A 4,031-nucleotide genomic window follows, 5' to 3' on the forward strand; every position below is an offset into this window, starting at 1 on the left:
CACGATCCAGAGAGTGCAATGGCTTTGCCCGCTTGTCCGGTCCACGCCACTGGTGACGCGGTACATCCGAAATTTGCAGGCAGTCCAAGTGCGATGCCAGACCCGCCGGTGATAAGCGGCAAGTCTTTGGCGGCCTTGCCGATTTCAAAGAGATCCTCATCCCTTATTGCATCCACGACGATATGGCGATGTCCGAGCGCGTGTTGAGCCTCTAGCGATGCGCGAATGGCGTTGGCACCGCCAAACACAGTCTGAGCGGGAACATGGCCAACGCCGTATTGCGATTGGAATGACATCCAGCGCCGAATATCTGCATCGGTCATCGGCGTGAGCGGGTGGTTTTGCATCCCGCATTCATTCAAAAGTTGGTCATTGACGAACAGATGACCCTGATAAATGGAGCGGCCCGTTCCGGGAAAGGCGGGGCATACGATGACTTTATGCGCGCCAAGTGCATCGGCGAGGGCATCCGCAACGGGCCCGATGTTGCCGTCCCGAGTAGAGTCAAATGTGGAGCAATACTTGAACAAAAACTGTGTGCACCCTTGGGCTTTGAGCCAGTCGAGCGCGGCCAATGATTGGGCGACAGCGTCCTGGACGGGGATTGAGCGCGACTTAAGGGCAACAACGCCTGCCTCTACATCCGAAGGTACGGGTGATGATGGGATGCCGGTGAATTGAACGGTTTTCATCCCACCTTTGGCCAGTGTGTTCGCCAGATCACTGGACCCCGTAAAGTCGTCGCCGATGCAGCCAAGTTTCATCACGCATCTCCCGGTAATGTAAGGCCCGCATTTCGTGCATAGACTTTTGCGACGGCGGCATCGTCCTCAGTGCCAAAGCCCATGCCTGCGGCGGCAAGGTATTGTTGCATCGCGGCGGCGGTAATAGGTGCGCTGAATTTTGCGGACTTCGCAATGTCGAGGACGATTCCAAGATCCTTTGGCCAGATGTTGACTTGGCTACGTGGCGTGTAATCTCCGTCAACAATATGGGGCGCGCGGTTTTCGAGCATCCACGATGTTCCTGCGCACTGGCTAATGACCTCAACGAATTTTTCGGGTGTGACACCCTGTGTCATTCCAAATGTGAGCGCCTCGGCCATCGCGGCGATATGAACGCCCGCTAACAATTGATTTACGGCTTTCATCGCGGAGCCTTCGCCGGCTGCATCCCCAAGTTCAAACACGCTTTGCGATGTTGCGTCTAGCATGGGGCGGGCGCGCTCAAATGCGGCGGAAGTGCCGGATGCCATGACGGATAGCGCGCCGTTTGCGGCCTTCAGGGAGCCACCAGAGATTGGGGCGTCGAGGTAGAGAATGCCATGTTGCGCACATCTCTCTTCCATGTCGCGTGCGAATTCGGGTGGAACAGTTGCGCATGCCACGACAACAGAGTTTGCGCTCATCTTGGAGGCAAGCCCGCCGTCGCCGAAGAGCACGGCTTCGGTTTGTGCCGCGTTCAAAACGACAATAACCGCGCAGTCCAGTGACCCCGCGATGTCGTCGAGCGCTCCGATTGCGCCGCCCTCAGATTGGAATTTCTCCATTTGTGCGGGCATGATGTCGTAACCATAGGTCGTGTGACCCGCTTTAAGACAGGACTGTGCCATCCCGTATCCCATAGAGCCAAGGCCGATCACGGCGATGCGCGCGCTTTGTGTCATTCGAGTGCCTTTCTTGCCTTTCGGCGTATTTCTTGACAACTGGTATCGATACCAGTTTTGTAGTCAAGGGGCGTCCCTGTGTCAATTTCCCTTTCGGGGGGCAGGGGGGTTGCGTGCTTCGTTAGGGTCGTGAAGGGTTCCAAAATGAAAAAGCCAAGCGATAGAACCGCATCAGACACTGTGCGCCGCGCAACATTGGAGGATGTCGCGCGCCTCGCGGGTGTGAGTAAAATGACGGCATCGCGGGCCTTGCGGGGGGCCGCAGATGTATCGAAAGCCAGTGTTGAAAAAGTGCAAGCAGCTGCGGCGCACGCTGGCTACGTGGGCAACAACCTTGCACTTTCTCTGTCAGCCCAGCAAACGAACTTGATCGGTGTTGTAATCCCCAGTCTGACAAACATTGTGTTCGCCGAAGTTTTGTCAGGTGTCGCGGATGCGGTTGAGGGCACTGGGCGTCAATCTGTGTTTGGTGTGACCGACTACGACCCCGATAAGGAATATCACGCAATACGAAACATGTTGTCGTGGCGGCCTGCGGGTCTGATTGTCACCGGCCTCGATCAACCGGACAAAACGAGACGCCTTTTAGAGGCGGCTGATATCCCGATTGTACAAATTATGGATCTGGATGGCGACCCGATTGATGCTGTGGTCGGTCTGTCACAAACGCGCGCAGGGGCCGATATGGCGCTTGCCCTCATCAAAGCTGGTAGGCGAAAAATTGGATACGTGGGATGTAGTTTGAGCCGCGATACACGCGCATACAAGCGGCGGGCCGGCTTCGTTCAGGCACTCGATCAAAATGGGCTGACACTTATCGGCGAGCGATGTTCGGATGCGCCATCGACATCCCAAGAGGGGCGCGCGCTCACGGCCGATCTTTTGGGGCACTGTCCAGACGTGGACTGTATTTACTTTTCGAATGACGACATGGCGATGGGGGGTGTGTTCCACTGTATGTCGGTGGGGATTAAAGTGCCTGATCGTGTTATGATTGCGGGATTTAACGGCTTGGATTTCGTTGATAGCCTTCCTGTAAAAATCGCAACATCGCGGACCCAACGCCGCGAAATCGGCCGTCGTGCAGTGCAGATTATCAATGATGGCGTGACGGACGGAGTTCAACGGTCATTTGACTTTCCACCCATGATTGATCTTGGATGACCGTGACGGTGCGCTATAAAACCTGATAACTTTGTACCTAAGTGAGGCGACCCTGATGATCCCATTTTCATTTCTCACCGCATCTGAAATTCGATTTGGTCGTGGTGAGGCGATGCGTTCTGTCGCGCGCATCGTCGAACTTGCAAACAATAAGCCAGTTCTATTGATCGGCGGTCGGAATGCAAAGCGGTCGGATTGGTTGGCAACGGCATTGACTGAATGCGGGTGTGACGTTCGGCGGATGTCTGTGGACGTTGAGCCGGACCTAGATGAGATCGAGCGCGGTTTGAGTGCAGGCGATGGCGTAGGCGCGGTTGTCGCGTTAGGGGGCGGCTCTGTTATTGATGCTGGCAAAGCGATTGCGGCACTGATCCCCGCCAAGCGGCCGATAATGGATCATCTCGAAGTTGTTGGGCGTGGGTTGCCGCTCGATGTGGCACCACTTCCGTTTGTTGCAATCACGACGACCTCGGGAACAGGCGCAGAGGTGACGAAAAACGCCGTAATCTCTGTGCCAGCTCATCGTCGCAAGGTATCGCTGCGCGATGCGCGAATGCTACCCGATCTTGCCATTGTCGACCCTAGTTTGACGGATCATTGCCCCAAGCAAATTACGTTGGCATCTGGCCTAGACGCGATCACGCAAGTTATTGAGCCGTACCTGTGTACTAAGGCAAATCCGTTCACGGACGCGCTTTGCCGAGATGCTATTCCACGCGGACTGCGTGCGTTGAACATCTTGATGGAGCACGAAGATGAGGCGGCGCGTGACGCGCTTGCATATGTAAGCCTGTGCGGCGGGATTGCGCTGGCGAATGCAGGGTTGGGTGTTATCCACGGATTGGCGGGCCCATTGGGGGGGCTGACGGGGGCCGCGCACGGTGCCCTTTGTGGCGCACTTTTGCCGCACGGCCTTGAGGTGAATGCACGGGCCGTGACGGACGATCACTTTGGATCGCGCATTGAAGATGTGCGACAGTGGATTGCACGAGAGCTAGGTGGAACGCCCGAATCTGCGTTTGAAACCCTTGCGGCGTGGTCGCGTACACATGGGTTGCAGGGACTGGATGAACTTGGGCTTTGTGACGCTGATTTGAACGATGCCGCTCATGCTGCGTCAACCTCTAGCTCAATGAAGGCTAATCCAGTCGAACTTTCATATGATGATTTGGCCCAAATTTTGAAAGCGGCGCGCTAGCGG

At 56.0% G+C, this 4,031-nt stretch carries 4 protein-coding genes; 2 read left to right on the top strand and 2 right to left on the bottom strand.

From position 1 onward, the window contains the following. The coding region (gene otnK / locus ACTG34_RS13355; protein WP_439105380.1) for a 3-oxo-tetronate kinase at window positions 1-764 on the bottom strand (764 nt) is incomplete at its 3' end. Further along, window positions 764-1,666, bottom strand: coding sequence for an L-threonate dehydrogenase (gene ltnD, locus ACTG34_RS13360; RefSeq protein WP_439105381.1), 903 nt, complete (start codon window positions 1,664-1,666; stop codon window positions 764-766). The genes otnK and ltnD, both read right to left, overlap by 1 nt. 144 nt (window positions 1,667-1,810) lie before the next feature. Here ltnD and ACTG34_RS13365 point away from each other — a divergent pair, with 144 nt between their 5' ends. Together ACTG34_RS13365 and ACTG34_RS13370 are read left to right on the top strand one after the other, a co-directional pair. After that, window positions 1,811-2,830, top strand: a complete 1,020-nt coding sequence (locus ACTG34_RS13365) for a LacI family DNA-binding transcriptional regulator (protein WP_439105382.1) — start codon at window positions 1,811-1,813, stop codon at window positions 2,828-2,830. Window positions 2,831-2,885: 55 nt separating this feature from the next. Next, window positions 2,886-4,028 carry an iron-containing alcohol dehydrogenase gene (locus tag ACTG34_RS13370; protein ID WP_439105383.1) on the top strand — a complete coding sequence of 381 codons (1,143 nt, stop codon included), beginning with the start codon at window positions 2,886-2,888 and terminating at the stop codon, window positions 4,026-4,028. Window positions 4,029-4,031 lie beyond the last annotated feature (3 nt).

Origin of the sequence: Celeribacter marinus, from assembly GCF_965656515.1 — a bacterium.
In the GTDB taxonomy this organism is placed as follows: domain Bacteria; phylum Pseudomonadota; class Alphaproteobacteria; order Rhodobacterales; family Rhodobacteraceae; genus Celeribacter; species Celeribacter marinus_D.